Below are 15,933 nucleotides of genomic sequence, written 5' to 3' on the forward strand. Positions count from 1 at the left end.
TTGAAAATATTAGACTGGTACATACTTAAAAGATATTTGGGGACATTTTTCACGATGATTCTCATGTTTATTCCAATCGGTATTATAGTAGACCTTTCAGAAAAAATAGATAATATATTAGAGCATAAAGCGCCATTTGCTGCAGTCGCGTCTTATTATCTTGATTTTACAATATATTTCGCAAACCTGCTATTTCCATTATTTGTCTTTCTTTCTGTGATTTGGTTCACTTCTAAATTGGCTAATAAAACAGAGATTATCGCTTTTTTAAGTTCTGGTGTTTCGTTTTGGAGATTTCTTAGACCTTATATGATAGGAGCTATTTTAATTTGTGTGGGAGCCTTGGCAATGGGTTTGTTCTTAGCACCCAAGGCAAGTCAAGGATTTAATGAATTTAAATATACATATTTAAAGAAAGGTAAAAAAGTACAAGAAACCAGAAATGTATACCGACAATTAAATGATAGTATTTTCTTATATGCTAATGATTTTAAGCCACTTAAGAAGAAGGCGACGAATTTTACATTAGAATATTTTGATGGAAATAAACTGGTAACCAAAATTTCTGCAAGAACGATAACTTTTATTGAAAAGGATAGTATTTATGAACTAAGAGATTTTGTAAAGCGAACAGTTTTAGAAAATGAAGATATTATTGAGAAAGCTAGAAAAAAAGACACGGTATTACCTTTTAATATTGATGAATTTACACCAGTGACGTATGTAGCGGAAACTCTTAATTATGTGGAATTAAGTAAGTTTATTGAGAAAGAAAGTAAACGTGGCTCGTCTGATATCAATCGTTATAAAGTGGTAGCTTACAAAAGATGGAGTATTCCGGTTTCTGCATTTATTTTAACGGTTATAGGGGTTGCTGTTTCTTCTATGAAAAGAAGAGGAGGAATGGGAGTGAATCTTGCCGTCGGTATTTCGTTAGCCTTTGTTTTTATCTTTTTTGATAAAGTACTGGGTACAATGGCTAATCAATCTGATTTTCCGCCTTTGGTGGCTGTATGGTTTCCCAATGTTTCTTTTGGAATTTTAGCTATTTATCTATTGTATAATGCCAAACGTTAAGCTTCAGAATTACCTGCATTTTCATTTTATAGTCTTTGTATGGGGATTTACAGCAATACTTGGAGAATTAATTTCTATTGATGCCTTACCTTTAGTATGGTATAGAATGTTAATGGCTTCGGGATTTATTTATATCTATGTCTATATAAGAAAGGTATCCCTAAATATTTCTACAAAACTTCTAGTGACATTATGTATTGCTGGAGCGATCATAGCGCTGCATTGGATTACATTTTTTGCTGCAATAAAAGCATCTAATGTTTCTATAACCTTAGCCGTATTATCTACTGGAGCGTTTTTTACTTCAATTTTAGAACCTATTTTCTATAAACGTAAGCTGATATGGTATGAAGTCGTATTTGGCCTTATGGTGATTTGTGGACTCTATATTATTTTTAATGTAGAAGGAGATTATTATTTAGGTATTATATATGCCATATGTTCAGCTTTTTTGTCTTCTGTTTTTTCATTAATTAACGGAAAGATTGCACAGCAGTATACTCCATCAATGATTTCTTTTTACGAATTATTAAGCGGTGTTGGTTTTGTGACTATTTATTTAATTGGAGTTTCTTTTTTAGGAAACGAGAATGACGGTTTTTCAGTTGCTTTCTTTCAATTATCAACTTCGGATTGGGTGTATCTTATTATTTTAGCATCTTTTTGTACAGCGTATGCTTTTATTGGTTCTGTTCAGGTAATGAAATACTTAAGCCCGTACACGGTAATGTTGACTATCAATTTGGAACCAGTTTATGGAATAGTATTGGCTTATTTAATTTTTGGAGATTCAGAAAAAATGAATCCAGGATTTTATTATGGAGCCCTTATTATATTAGGCACTGTCGTGTTAAACGGAATATTTAAAAATATTAAAAAAAGAAAAAGACAAAGGTCTTAATACTAGTTTAACAAGTATTGTTTTATATTTGTCTGCTAACCCTAGTTAAAAAATAAAATATATTCTTGATATGGAATATTTAGAATTTGAACTCCCCATAAAAGAACTCGAGGAACAATTTGAGAAAGCTTGCGCTATAGGAGCGGAAAGTGACGTTGATGTTACTGACACCTGTAAGCAGATCGAAAAGAAGTTAAACGAGACAAAAAAGGAAATTTATAAAAACCTTACTGCTTGGCAGAGAGTACAATTGTCCAGACATCCATCTAGGCCATATACCTTAGATTACATTAATGCAATCTGTGGTGATTCTTTTTTAGAATTGCACGGAGATCGTAATGTTAAGGACGATAAAGCTATGATAGGAGGTCTTGGTAAGATTGGTGATCAAAGCTTTATGTTCATTGGTCAACAAAAAGGATACAATACAAAGACAAGGCAATATAGAAACTTTGGGATGGCTAATCCAGAAGGATATAGAAAAGCGCTTCGTTTGATGAAAAGTGCTGAGAAATTCAATATTCCTGTAGTTTGTTTTGTTGATACTCCAGGAGCTTATCCAGGTCTGGAAGCAGAAGAAAGAGGACAAGGAGAAGCTATTGCTAGAAATATTCTAGAAATGACTCGTCTTAAAGTTCCTATTATTGTTATCATTATTGGAGAAGGAGCTAGTGGTGGAGCATTAGGAATTGGAGTAGGAGATAAAGTCTTAATGCTAGAGAATTCTTGGTACTCTGTAATTTCTCCAGAAAATTGTTCTTCTATATTATGGAGAAGCTGGGAGCAAAAAGAAATCGCAGCAGAAGCTTTAAAATTAACTGCAAAAGATAGTGCTAAACTTAAAGTTGTGGACGAAATCGTGAGAGAACCACTTGGTGGAGCACATAGTGATCGCGAAAAAACATTTAAAGCGGTACGAGACAAAATTTTATCGTCTTTTGATGAGATGAAAAACTTATCACCAGAAGAATTGGTGGAAAAACGTATGGATAAATATGCAAATATGGGAGTCTTCAAAGGCTAACCCCTAATAAATCACTTGACACAAAAATCTGAAGTTTTTGACTTCGGATTTTTTTATGCTTATTAACAATATAATTAAGTTATCAACAGTTCATTTGTTGAAGACCGGTGGACATTCATTATCTTTGTATAGGGTCCATCTCTTTACAATTTTTTTACATTCGTGGTTATGGAAAAAGTACAGCAAGCGCAGCAATCTAATTATGGTCGGGGGAACGTAATTTCGCTGGAAAAAGGAAAAATACCTCCACAAGCAACTGATTTAGAGGAGGTTGTACTTGGGGCAATGATGATCGATAAAAAAGGAGTTGATGAAATTATTGACATTCTTAATCCCGATGTATTTTACCGGGAGTCACATAAATACATTTTTGAAGCAATCTATAAACTCTTCGAAAATTCAGAACCAATAGACTTATTAACGGTTTCTAGTCAACTTAAGAAGGATGCAAAACTGGAATTGGCAGGTGGGGAATTTTATCTCATACAATTAACCCAAAAGGTAGCATCTTCTGCACATATCGAGTTTCATGCTCGTATAATTTTGCAAAAATATATTCAGCGTAGCCTAATCAAAATATCAAACGAAATCATAGAAGAGTCTTATGATGAGACAGCTGATGTTTTTGATCTTTTGGATATGGCAGAATCTAGATTATATGAGGTAACTCAAGGAAATATAAAAAGATCTACAGAGACCGCTCAGAATTTAGTAATACAGGCCAAGAAAAAAATTCAGGAAATATCTAATAAAGAAGGAATGAGTGGAGTGCCTTCTGGTTTTGATAAATTAGATAAACTTACTTCTGGTTGGCAACCGAGTGACTTGATAATTGTGGCAGCACGTCCTGGTATGGGTAAAACTGCTTTGACATTATCTATGGCAAGAAATATGGCGGTTGGAGCTAATATTCCTGTTGCGTTCTTCTCGTTAGAGATGTCGTCCGTACAGTTGATTACACGTTTGATTTCCTCGGAAACTGGGCTTTCTTCAGAAAAATTACGTACAGGTAAGTTAGAAAAACACGAATGGGAACAGCTAAATGTAAAAGTTAAAGATTTAGAAAAAGCACCACTTTTTATTGATGATACACCTTCTCTTTCGATATTTGATTTAAGAGCAAAAGCAAGGCGTTTAGCTTCTCAACATGGAATACGAATGATTGTAATAGATTATTTGCAGTTGATGACAGCAGGTGGAAGTGGTAAGAACGGAAACCGTGAGCAGGAAATCTCAACAATTTCTCGTAACCTTAAGGCATTAGCAAAAGAATTAAATATTCCAGTAATTGCATTATCACAGTTATCACGTGCTGTAGAAACTCGTGGGGGAAGTAAACGTCCGTTATTGAGTGATCTAAGGGAATCTGGAGCAATTGAGCAAGATGCGGATATTGTAGCATTTATATTTAGACCAGAATATTATAAAATAGATGAATGGGATGATGAAGAAAGATCACCTACTCAGGGACAAGGAGAATTTATTGTTGCAAAACACCGTAATGGTGGTTTAGAAAATATTAGGTTAAAATTCATTGGTCACTTAGGTAAATTTGATAACTTAGATGACTTTAGTACTCCTTTCGAGTTTCATTCTAAGATGAATGATGGTAAAGAAGAAGATGACCCTTTTAGTACAAACCATCTTCCTAGTGCCGATGAAGCTTTTGGTAGTAGTATAAATGATTCTAATAATGATGATGACGTTCCTTTCTAAAAATATACATAAGTTTTCGATTTACATTTTTTTGTTTTTCTTTTCATTTCAGTCATATGCTTCGTATGTATTAATACCAATGGATTCTGAAGGTCAGCAAAATCATTTAAAAGCTTATGGAATTACCTATTGGACACTGAGTAAAGATCTTAAAGTAAAATGGTTGCTTAATTACAGAGGAGGCTCCTTTCTTTTACCTGATACAGAAGATATCAGAAAAGAATGTACGATCAGGGGAGTTTCATATGAAGTATTAAGTGATTCCAATACAGAGGAGATTTTAGCAGAAATTAGTAGCCCATCTAAAAATATGGAAGCCGTTATATTAGAAAAAGCTCCGAAGATAGCGGTATATTCTCCAAAAGGAAATCAACCTTGGGATGACGCAGTAACTATGGTACTTACTTTTGCAGAAATTCCTTATGAAACAGTATATGATAAAGAGGTGTTAGAAGATAATTTGATACTTTTTGATTGGTTACATTTACATCACGAAGATTTTACAGGTCAGTATGGTAAGTTTTATGCTTCATATCGAGCAGCTCCTTGGTACATAAGAGAAAAGGCTCAAGCAGAAAAATTAGCAAATGATTTGGGATACCAAAAAGTTTCTCAAGAAAAATTAGGCGTTGCTCTAAAAATTAGAGATTATGTTGTTGGAGGTGGATTTATGTTTGCTATGTGCAGCGCAACGGATAGTTTTGAGATAGCATTAGCGGCAGAAGGAGTAGATATCTGTGAACCAATGTTTGATGGAGATCCAAGTGAACCTGGATACCAGTCTAAAATAGACTATAATAAAACTTTTGCGTTTAAGGATTTCACATTAGAACGCAGTCCTAATGTTTATGAGTTTTCTTCTATTGATATGACTAGGAAACGTCGTATTTCTAAAACCACCGATTATTTTACACTCATGGATTTTTCGGCGAAATGGGATCCAATTCCTACAATGCTTTGTCAAAATCATACGGCGTTGGTGAAAGGATTTATGGGACAAACTACTGCATATGATCCTAGCGAAATCAAATCTAATGTATTAGTTCTAGGAGAAAACAGAACTAATAATGAAGCTAGATACATTCATGGAATTAAAGGAAAAGGTTTCTTTACTTTTTATGGTGGTCACGATCCTGAAGACTATCAACATAGAGTAGGGGATCCAAAAACAGAATTAGAATTACACCCTAATTCTCCTGGGTATCGTTTGATTCTTAACAATGTACTGTTTCCTGCTGCCAAAAAGAAAAAACAAAAAACCTAGTCTTTTTAGAATTTTGAAATGGTTTTTTCATTTAAAACAATAATATTCAATAAGAGGGAAAAGTAACAAAGAACTAATTTATAATTAGTTGTAAGGTTAGGAATACAATACGACTATTTTACACTTAAACTATAACCTTACATTCAAAATGAAAAAAATAATTGTATCCGCTTTAATTTTAGGTGCTTTGTTTTCTTGTAAAGAGACTCCTAAAACAGAAAAAGAAATTGTTGTAGAAGAGAAAGAGGAAGTAACTATTCCTGATCGTTCTAAAGATTTTCCAACAGATATAGCCGCCGTTTTTAAGGCTCATGGCGGAATTAAAGCTTTCGATCAACAAAACACACTAGTTTTTGAACTGTCTAATCCGGAAGGTAATGAAAAGCACACTACGGACCTCAAGACCAGACATGCTCGTATAGAAACAGATAAATTTGCGTTAGGTTTTGATGGGCAGGAAGCATGGATCGAACAAGATTCTACTTATTTTAAGGGCAATCCTCGTTTCTACCATAATTTGATGTTCTATTTTTATGCAATGCCATTTGTGCTGGGAGATGACGGTATTTCTTATGAAAAAGTTAATGATTTGAAAGTAGGTGATGTGTCTTATCCAGGTTATAAAATATCTTATGGAGAAGCGATTGGAGATTCTCCAAAAGACAATTATTTTTTGTATTATGAAGCTGATTCCCATAAGATGAAATACTTAGGATACACGGTGACGTTTTTTAGTAAAGAAAGTAGTGAAAAGATAAGTTTGATAGAATATACAGACTGGAATGATGTTAATGGCTTATTACTTCCTAAAACTTTAAAATGGAGAGCATATGAAGAAGGTGTTGTTGGTGAAGTCAAAAGTGAAAGAAATTTTGTGAATGCTTCTGCAAGTTCTGAGAAAATGGAATCATCTATATTTAGTAAACCAAAAGAAGTAAAATAGATCTTATATAAAGCATAGGGTTTTAAAAGTATAAAGAGCTCCGTTAGTCAAAAACTAACGGAGCTCTTTGCTTTTTTGAAAAATCAAAAACTTTTTTTGATAAAAATACAGTTGTAATTTTTAAGATTTCATAATTTTATAAAAGAATACCGTTTGTTTATTGCGAAATAATTATCAGTAATGCACTTTTTGATAAGAATACCTTAAAGCCAGTTCAAGTACATTTTCAGAATTAATTAATTTTATATCCTTTATCTAATTCTAATTACGAAAACGATATAGTAACACACGCAAAAATTAATTTTATGTATAAAGAACTTACAACAAGTAATAGGATATTAATGGGCCCAGGACCATCTGATGCACATCCTAGAGTACTTAAAGCAATGTCCACTCCATTAATAGGTCACCTAGATCCGGAGTTTGTAACTATTATGGATGAGGTCAAAACAATGGTTCAGGATACCTTTATGACTAAAAATAATATGACTTTTGTTGTTTCTGCTCCAGGAAGTGCGGGTATGGAAACATGTTTGGTTAATTTATTAGAACCAGGAGATGAGGTTATCATTTGTATTAATGGAGTTTTTGGAGGCAGAATGGCTGATATAGCAGAAAGGTGTGGAGCCAAAGTTCATAAAGTTGAGGTAGCGTGGGGAACTGTAATTACTTCTGAAGATATTAAAAAGACATTAGATATATGTAAGAAACCAAAATTGGTAGCATTGGTCCATGCAGAAACATCTACTGGAGCGTTACAACCATTAAAAGAGATAAGCGACTTGGTCCATAATGCAGGTGGATTATTGATGGTGGATGCAGTAACTTCTTACTGTGGAATGGAATTAAGAGTGGATGATTGGAATATTGATGCAATATATACTGGTACACAAAAAAATCTAAGCGCACCTCCGGGATTATCTCCAGTTAGTTTTTCTGACAACGCATTAAAAGCTTTGGAAAACAGAAAAACAAAAGTACAAAGTTGGTTTCTGGATTTAAGTTTAGTGAAAAATTATTGGGGTGGTGCCAAACGAGCATATCATCATACAGCCCCGGTTTCCTCTGTTTATGCATTAAGAGAATCTCTTAGGATTGTTTTAGAAGAAGGACTAGAAAATAGATGGAAAAGACATAAAGATGTTCATCAGGTTTTAAAAACCAAATTAGAAAATTTAGGATTTAAATATTTAGTTGAAGAACAATATCGATTACCTAATTTAAACGCTGTTTTTTTACCAGACGGAAATGACGAAGCATTATTAAGAAAAAGGCTGCTGAATGATTATAATATTGAAGTAGGAGGAGGATTAGGTGACTTTGCTGGTAAGATATGGCGCATAGGTATAATGGGAGAAAGTTGTACACCAAATCATGTCAATATGTTGGTTAGTGCTCTTCAGGATATGAAAGAATTTAAAAGTTAGTATACTCAAAAAGAGTGAGTGAAATTTCACTGAAAACAGGGTAGGTTTTGAGGTTAAAATTTACAAAATTTGTATACACAAAATTGTTAATCATTTTTTAATCTCTTAAAATCTTATTCAATGAGTTCTATTAGTAATGACCAGATGGTCGTAGAAATCTTAAACTTTTTTTATCCTAAAAATACAATCTCTGAGCACGATGTCACCGAACAATTGGGGGATTTGGCGGCAGAAATGTACGCAGAAGCATTAGAGGCTTCTGCAGCGATGCATTTAGTTCCCAGACCAACATATACTCCATCAATGTCTTGGTTGATAAAAGAAGGTGTAAAAGCATTCTGGAGATCAAGAGGAGAAGAAGAAATATATGAATCTGTGCGAGTTACAGTAGCGCTAAAATATAAAAGCAAACATCAAATGGGGAAATTAGGAATTTAAATAAAATAAAGGCGCTTGATAAAAGCGCCTTTATTTTATTTAGTACTGTCAGTATACTTGATTATTTACTGTATTTCTTGCTATACCGTTTCCATAGTTTAGTTTGATGACTTTCTAAACTAATATCTCTACCTTGTATAAAGGCTTTTTCTAATTGATTTGTCCGCATATCTAGAGCATCGCCGATACTAATAAACAGGGTAGCATCTTTTCCTACTTCCAATGTGCCTACCATATCGTCAATACCTAATATTTTGGCAGTATTGCCTGTAATTAATTGCAGTGCTTTTTCTTTGTCTAATCCATGAGCAGCAACTGTTCCTGCCTGAAAAGGAAGATTACGTGCATTAGCGCGTTCCATTTGTCCAGTATTTTGGAGTCCCACTAATACCCCGGCATCTATTAGTAACTTCGCATTTTTATAAGGCAAGTCGTAATCATCATCTTCATAGTTTGGGGTAGAATGTGTTCTCGTAATTAGTACAGGAATATCTTGTTGTTTTAATTGTGAAGCAACCTTGTAGGCTTCATCTGCTTCTACTAAAACTATCTTTTTTATTCCTTGTTCTTTAGAAAAACTTAATACATCCAAAATAGCTTTCTCTGCACCTACGTGAATAAATAAGGTTTGTGTGCCATCAAAAACTTTTTGCATTGCTAAATGAGGCAAATTTTCTCTGCTAGTGTTCGATTGTACAGTAGCTTTAGCTTGACTCATATAATCTGATAGAGCAGTTATCTGTTCTTGATACTTTTTATTTGGTTTAAAACCAGGATCTTCTCCTAGCCACCATCTGCCTCTGGTAAAAGGGCTTGGCCAATTTACATGAACTCCATCATCAGTTTTGATGGCTGCATCTTCCCAATTCCAGGCGTCTAATTGTACAATTGAAGAAGTTCCAGAAATCCACCCACCACGAGGTGTGGTTTGAGCAATCAAAACGCCATTAGGACGCATACTTTCTACAATCTTACTTTCTGCATTATAGGCTATAATACTTCTAATATGAGGGTTGAAGCCTCCAATCTCACTATCATCATCAGTAGCTCTTACCGCTCCTATTTCTACCAATCCTAAGGTAGAATTTGGTGCTATAAATCCTGGGTATACATGCTTTCCAGTGGCATCAATTACTTTTCCTTTGCTAGCAACGCTACCATTGGTATCAACAGTAGTAATTTTACCATTTTCGAAAATGATGATGCTATTAGGAATTACTTCGCCATTACCTATATGCGCAGTTGCTCCTGTAATGGTAATCACTTCCGTTTGGGGTTTTGCAGGGGTTTGTTGTGCTGCTACATTTCCAAATGCAACTATTAGCAACAACATTATATATGATAAATTTTTCATTTTTTAATTGGTGTTTAATGGATGTGTTCTACAGTATCGCAGTGAAAATGTTGTTTTTCCTTTTTCTTAGGCGGTTGTGTTTTTAAACCACTGTTTTTAGCCTTTAGTAGCATCGTAGATAATTCATTACGTTCATCCGCAATTGATCTTCTCATAGCTTTATCTTTTTCTAGATCAAAGTATGTTGCTCCTTCAATTAAAGTTTTTTCTGCTTTCGCATAGATAGAAAGAGGATGATCTGTCCATAACACAACATCTGCATCTTTTCCTACTTTAATACTTCCTACACGATCATCAATATGTAACATTTTAGCAGGATTAAGAGTTACAAATTTCCAAGCTTCTTCTTCACTAATACCTCCATATTTTACAGATTTTGCAGCTTCTTGATTTAATCTTCTAGACATTTCCCCGTCATCACTATTAATCGCAACAAGTACACCTTGATTATGCATAATTGTGGCATTATAAGGAATGGCATCATTTACTTCATATTTATAAGCCCACCAATCAGAAAAAGTAGATCCGGCAACTCCGTGTGTTGCCATTTTATCAGCTACTTTATATCCTTCTAGAATGTGAGTGAATGTATTTATTCTAAAATTGAACTTTTCTGCTACTTTCATCAACATATTGATCTCACTTTGGACATAGGAGTGACAGCTTATAAAACGCTTACCATTAAGGATTTCTACTAATGTCTCCATTTCTATATCCTTACGATAAGGTTTTCCACTATTCTTTAGTTGTTCATAGCGCTTAGCTCGAGTAAAATAATCAACATATAATTGTTCTACACCCATACGGGTCTGAGGAAAACGTATTCTTTCTGCATCCCCCCAATTACTTTGTTTTACATTTTCACCCAAGGCAAATTTGATAAACTTAGGAGCGTTTTTGTAGATAAGATTTTCTGCACTTTCACCCCATTTCAATTTTAGGATTGCTGATCTACCACCAATTGGGTTAGCAGATCCATGTAATATCTGTATAGAAGTTACTCCACCAGCAAGATTTCTATACATGTTAATGTCATCAGGTGAAACGACATCTTCTATGGTTACTTCTGCTGTAGAATTATGACCAGCTTCATTAATTGCTGCTGCAGCAATATGAGAATGTTCATCAATAATACCACTAGTTAAATGTTTTCCAGTAGCATCAATAACTTTCGCGTTTCCAGCATTAAGATTTTTTCCAATTCCTGCAATTTTTCCATTTTTAATTAATACATCAGTTGCAGAAAGGATTCCATCAGTCTCGTTTGTCCAAACAGTAGCATTTTTGAATAGGATATTTTCCGATTTAGGAAGTGTACTATTTCCGTAGGCAATATTTGGATAGGTTACAGGTAGTATCTTAGGTGTCTCTTTTTTGTCTTCAGACTTCTTTTCATCTTTTTTAACAGCATCTTTTGGCTTTTGTTTCGCCGTAAAAGTAGTCTCTGATCCGTTTGGCAAAATAGCTTTTCCACTCCAAAATTTTGGGTTTTTATTAATTGCGGTAACGATCCTGGTATACTGGGTTTTTGTTGTGTCAGCATCTGTAAAAGTAAGGGATACCCAATCATTAGTATATGTGATTTTACTTCCTAATTTAGTTTCTCCAAGTTTTACTTCTGCCTTTGGTTTAGAAGGTTTTCCTGATATGGATACATCATATGTTTTTCCAGCAAGTGTTAGTTCATATGCACCATTGATATCCGTGGTATTCATATCATTAACAATGTTCTTATGTCCCTGTACCCAGTTTTCATAAATAATGTTATCCTTAGAGAATAACTCTTGATTGGTAATTAAAAAATTGGCATATGCCCCTTTTTTAAGGGTTCCTAGTACATCACTTTTACCTAAGATCTGAGCAGGAACTGTAGTCAATGCCTCTAGTGCAGTTTTTTTATCCAGTCCATGCTTGATTGCTTTTTCAATTCTTGTATTGAGATCCGCAATCTTTTTTAATTTATGTGTGGTTAGTGAAAATTTCACTCCATTTTTTGCCAAAACAGATGGGTTGGTAGGTGCTTGGTTCCAATGACGCATATCACCAAGACTTACTAAGTTGGCCATGTATGGATCCGAAACATCATATGCTTCAGGAAAATCAAGCGGGATAATATATTTGGCATTAGTAGCTTTTACCTTATCAATTCTGCCATATTCATCGCCACCTCCAACAATGACGTATTGAATATTAAATTCATCACCTACTTTGTCAGCTCTAAACCCATTAATTCTACTTCCTGCTTCAAAAATTTGAGGTAAATTTTTGTTTTTATTTAAAGCTTCTATAGATAAATCTTTATAATCGGTATTATTAGTGGTATACCATTTAGCATCCAAATATACTTGTCTTAGTAGTGCCATAGATCCCATTAGTGATGTAGGGTACATTTGTTTACTTTTATTACTTTTAGAAAAAGAAAGTAATTGCGAGGATACATCACTTAATAATCGATCACCTTTGGTACCATCGTTATTAAGAGCCACCAGTAAACCAGTTCCTCTTATAATTCCATCAGGCATATGGGTGTTTAAAGTTCCAAATCCTGCTTTAATAAATTCATCGGCTTTCTTCTTATCATAAGTGAAATCATCTAATGAATTTGTTTCTGGACGAATATGATCATTCCAATAATAACCTTCTCTAGAAGCATCATATTGAGGATTACTTCTAAAAGAACCCCCTTTTCTCTCAGGTTTTTTTATTCCGAAGCTAGTAAAAGGGTCAATAAAGGATGCATATATATGTTTTCCTTGAAGATCGATTACAATACTATTCTTAGGGATAGATAACCCAGTACCGACTTTTGTGATTTTTCCTTTTTGGATTATTAATATACCATTCTTGATCTCCGTTTCGGGTGATGTATGAATTATTGCATTCGTAAAAACGGTATAATTGGAATTTGACGTTTTTACGCCATCATTTTTTGGGAAATATTCTTGAGCATAGAAATTGAATCCCATAAATATCACTAAGAGTGATAATAATAGTTTTTTCATAAGAGTTAGTGTAAAGATGAATTGGTTTTAAAGATAACTTTTGCTACAGAAAGACCTTACAAATTAGTAATTTTTTAACAAGGAACAGGAAATTTAGAATTCTACAATTATAGATAGATTATAACTTATCCTTATAATAGTTTACTAATAATGCAACTACGTAGCTATACGTGTCCATACCTTTTGGCTGATTGTTAGCCTTCAGATAGGAGTCATAGGTACTTTTAAAGATGGGCTCTAATGGGTTTTGATAACTTATCCAAAAATCATTTACTTCTTTATAATTTTTTCGTATTCCAGGTCTTAGTTTTTCTATCAAACAAAATGCTTTTTGTTCATCTCTAAGATAGAGGTCATTAAGACAGAATTTAAGGGCAAAAGTTGTTCCACTATAATTGAAATAAGGATCATCAAAATTCATAGTCGTTAAAGCAGCGATAAAATTAGCTTCATTTTCTTTTGCAAATCCTAATTGGTGTGCTTCTTCATGACAACTAGTGGTTGGAGTTTTATAATTAAGAATTAACCCATTTACCTGTGCTTCATTAGTAATAGGATTTAAATATCCACTAAACCCCATATACGTTAAGGGAATACTAAGTAAAGATTTCTTAATACTTTTTGGAGAATATTGAAGGTTAGGAATTACTTCATTAATTTGATCGTAAGCGGGGATTGTTTTTTCGAATATTTCTTCTTTATCATAAGGCATCACAATTGATAGAGAGTCATCGGGTTCTAAGCTTTTGTGTATAGAATTAGCACGTTTAATAAGTTTTTCAGAGACCATTAAAAGATCTGCCTCACTATATTGATCTTCGATTTTTAATATTTCGTGCATTGGTAATCTATAGTAGTTCATTCCCCATAACAAATGAAAAGCTGCATATACTATAGATAAAGTAGCGCCGACATCTAATACTATGTTTTTCCATTCTGCTTTTTTTCTGAAGACTTTTTTAAATAAAAAACGGATCAAAAGAATAATCAAAATACTATATCCTATATCCCCAAAAGAAAAAGGAATCCATCCAAAAGTGTATCGTAACGCTTTAGATATATAAATAAAAATTCCATTACTATAAAAACGATCTACAAATTCTGGAAAGAAAGAAAGAATTTTAACGATTATAAACTGTACGGGTAAAAGGAGTGTTAGGTATAGTTTTGTTTTGGATTGCATATAATGAAATATAATATGACGTAAAGCTACAACAATTAATATATCATTTGAATTAAGATTTTCATAATGTACATTTGCTAAAATACAATACACATATGAATTCAGAAATAAGAAATCTGGAGCCTAAAGAACTCTGGAATAAATTTGCAGATCTTAATGCCGTTCCTAGACCTTCTAAAAAAGAAGAACGCGTAATTGCTTTTATGAAGGACTTCGGGAACTCTTTGGGATTACCGGTAGAAGTAGATGACGTAGGTAATGTTTTGATTAAAAAACCTGCCACATCTGGAATGGAAGATCGAAAAACTGTGGTAATGCAGTCTCATCTGGATATGGTGCATCAAAAAAATGCAGATACCGTTTTTAATTTTGATACACAAGGAATAGAAATGTATGTCGATGGTGATTGGGTAAGAGCCAGAGGAACTACTTTAGGAGCTGATAACGGATTGGGTGTAGCAACGATTATGGCTATTCTCGAATCCAACAATATTGTTCACCCAGCTATTGAAGCTTTGTTTACAATTGACGAAGAAACTGGAATGACCGGAGCAATGGGGTTAAAACCAAACTGGTTACAAGGAGACATTCTTTTAAATTTAGATACAGAAGAAGATGATGAAATTGGTATAGGTTGTGCAGGAGGCGTGGATGTAACTGCCGAGCGAACATATAAAGAAGAAGATATTGAAGACGGGAAAACGGCGTATACTATATCAGTAACTGGTCTAAATGGAGGACACTCTGGGATGGATATTCATAAAGGATTAGGTAATGCTAATAAAATTATGAATAGATTATTGTTTGATGGTTTTGAGAATTTTGGACTTAGAATTCATGAAATTAAAGGAGGTAGTTTGCGAAATGCGATTCCGAGAGAAAGTTTTGCGACGGTAGTAGTTGATACCATACATTCTGAAGCTTTTAAATTTGAAACTGGAGAATTAATTTCTACTATAAAGAAGGAACTCTCTTTAGTTGATCCAAACTTATCAATTGAATTGAATCGCGTTGATTCTCCAAATAAAGTCATGGAATTAGGAGTTCAGGAAGGTGTTCTGAAATCTTTGTATGCAGCCCATAATGGAGTGTATGCAATGAGTTTGTCTATTCCTGATTTGGTAGAAACTTCTAATAATATAGCTAAAGTGACTATTGGTGGAGGTAATGTCAAGATCGAATGTTTGACTAGAAGTAGTGTAGAATCTACAAAATTAGATCTGGTTAATAAGCTAAGGGCAACTTTCGAATTAATAGGATGTGAGGTTACAATGGATGGAGATTATCCTGGTTGGGCACCAAATATGAATTCTGCAATATTGAAGGTACTAGATGAATTATATCAAAAAATAAATGGAGAAAAAGCTCATGTTGCTGCTTGTCATGCAGGATTGGAGTGTGGTATCTTAGGTCAAAATTATCCTGATATGGATATGATATCTTTTGGACCTACTATTTTAGGTGCCCATTCTCCCGATGAGCGCGCTAGTATTTCTTCTGCTCAAAAGTATTGGGGTTTTGTAAAAGAAATTTTACAAAATATTCCTTCGAAATAAAATTCTGGATTTTATTGGCACCGCCAAAGGGTTTAATACTCCGAGGCT

General features: G+C 33.8%; 12 protein-coding genes. 9 read left to right on the forward strand and 3 right to left on the reverse strand.

Annotated features, from left to right (window positions below):
• The 8 genes from D1818_RS22535 to D1818_RS22570 all read left to right on the forward strand — a co-directional run bounded on the left by D1818_RS22535 (position 1) and on the right by D1818_RS22570 (position 8,790).
• Positions 1 to 1,077: an LptF/LptG family permease gene (locus D1818_RS22535; RefSeq protein ID WP_118462090.1), complete on the forward strand. Its 1,077-nt coding sequence runs from the start codon at positions 1 to 3 to the stop codon at positions 1,075 to 1,077.
• Positions 1,064 to 1,978, forward strand: a complete 915-nt coding sequence (locus D1818_RS22540) for a DMT family transporter (RefSeq protein WP_118462092.1) — start codon at positions 1,064 to 1,066, stop codon at positions 1,976 to 1,978. Before D1818_RS22535 ends, D1818_RS22540 begins: the two co-directional genes overlap by 14 nt.
• 70 nt (positions 1,979 to 2,048) lie before the next feature.
• Positions 2,049 to 3,002, forward strand: coding sequence for an acetyl-CoA carboxylase carboxyltransferase subunit alpha (locus D1818_RS22545; protein ID WP_118462095.1), 954 nt, complete (start codon positions 2,049 to 2,051; stop codon positions 3,000 to 3,002).
• A gap of 168 nt (positions 3,003 to 3,170) precedes the next feature.
• On the forward strand, positions 3,171 to 4,718 hold the full coding sequence (dnaB, locus tag D1818_RS22550) for a replicative DNA helicase (protein ID WP_118462097.1): 1,548 nt from the start codon (positions 3,171 to 3,173) through the stop codon (positions 4,716 to 4,718).
• Entirely contained in the window at positions 4,702 to 5,982 is a 1,281-nt protein-coding gene (locus D1818_RS22555; protein WP_370449445.1) for an asparagine synthetase B, read from the forward strand. The genes dnaB and D1818_RS22555 overlap by 17 nt, the downstream gene beginning before the upstream one ends.
• A gap of 148 nt (positions 5,983 to 6,130) precedes the next feature.
• Positions 6,131 to 6,925, forward strand: a complete 795-nt coding sequence (locus D1818_RS22560) for a DUF6503 family protein (RefSeq protein ID WP_118462099.1) — start codon at positions 6,131 to 6,133, stop codon at positions 6,923 to 6,925.
• Positions 6,926 to 7,230: 305 nt separating this feature from the next.
• Positions 7,231 to 8,352 carry an alanine--glyoxylate aminotransferase family protein gene (locus D1818_RS22565; protein ID WP_118462101.1) on the forward strand — a complete coding sequence of 374 codons (1,122 nt, stop codon included), beginning with the start codon at positions 7,231 to 7,233 and terminating at the stop codon, positions 8,350 to 8,352.
• 120 nt (positions 8,353 to 8,472) lie between these two features.
• Positions 8,473 to 8,790 (forward strand): hypothetical protein, encoded by a 318-nt coding sequence (locus tag D1818_RS22570; RefSeq protein WP_118462103.1) that lies wholly within the window; start codon positions 8,473 to 8,475, stop codon positions 8,788 to 8,790.
• A 61-nt stretch (positions 8,791 to 8,851) separates the two neighbouring features.
• Here D1818_RS22570 and D1818_RS22575 read toward each other — a convergent pair whose 3' ends face one another.
• The 3 genes from D1818_RS22575 to D1818_RS22585 form a co-directional block, all read right to left on the reverse strand.
• The gene (locus D1818_RS22575; protein WP_118462105.1) at positions 8,852 to 10,144 is read right to left on the reverse strand and encodes an amidohydrolase family protein; all 1,293 of its coding nucleotides are present in this window, start codon (positions 10,142 to 10,144) and stop codon (positions 8,852 to 8,854) included.
• 14 nt (positions 10,145 to 10,158) lie between these two features.
• Positions 10,159 to 13,146, reverse strand: a complete 2,988-nt coding sequence (locus D1818_RS22580; protein ID WP_118462107.1) for an amidohydrolase family protein — start codon at positions 13,144 to 13,146, stop codon at positions 10,159 to 10,161.
• A 118-nt stretch (positions 13,147 to 13,264) separates the two neighbouring features.
• Positions 13,265 to 14,329 carry a DUF3810 domain-containing protein gene (locus D1818_RS22585; protein WP_118464036.1) on the reverse strand — a complete coding sequence of 355 codons (1,065 nt, stop codon included), beginning with the start codon at positions 14,327 to 14,329 and terminating at the stop codon, positions 13,265 to 13,267.
• 95 nt (positions 14,330 to 14,424) lie between these two features.
• Between D1818_RS22585 and D1818_RS22590 the strand changes: the two genes are divergently transcribed.
• Entirely contained in the window at positions 14,425 to 15,885 is a 1,461-nt protein-coding gene (locus tag D1818_RS22590) for an aminoacyl-histidine dipeptidase (RefSeq protein WP_118462109.1), read from the forward strand.
• Positions 15,886 to 15,933 lie beyond the last annotated feature (48 nt).

Origin of the sequence: Aquimarina sp. BL5, assembly GCF_003443675.1 — a bacterium.
Lineage (GTDB): Bacteria > Bacteroidota > Bacteroidia > Flavobacteriales > Flavobacteriaceae > Aquimarina.